This window comes from Peribacillus sp. SIMBA_075, from assembly GCF_046534585.1.
This window is the reverse complement of record NZ_JAWRYN010000697.1, coordinates 1-269: the sequence shown is the minus strand read 5'-3', so window position 1 is coordinate 269 and position 269 is coordinate 1. Positions and strand designations below refer to the sequence as shown.

The following is a 269-nucleotide window of genomic DNA, read 5'->3' as shown; positions in this document are numbered from 1 at the left end:
ACGACTGGGCTTGCGTCAATGCGAGAATAAATGGCAAGACTGTAGAGGGCGGGCTGAACGATGAAGTCGTATTGGAACGTCACAGGGCGCTGAACTGGCTCGTCAACTACATGGAGGACGAGTGGGATGATGTGCGGACAGATACGTAAAGACGCATGATAAAAGTGTTGGGAAGGATAAGCTGATGTCGTAGAAACGATGTCAGCTTTTCTTTTTCGATAAAGTTATCAGGTGGGTTGTTTCAAATCGTGTGGTAGCAGTCAGCCACC

At 48.3% G+C, this 269-nt stretch carries 1 protein-coding gene; it reads left to right on the top strand.

The genetic code is table 11. The features are described from left to right. The coding region (locus SB775_RS29990) for a DUF4272 domain-containing protein (protein WP_410864894.1) at positions 1-149 on the top strand (149 nt) is incomplete at its 5' end. Positions 150-269 lie beyond the last annotated feature (120 nt).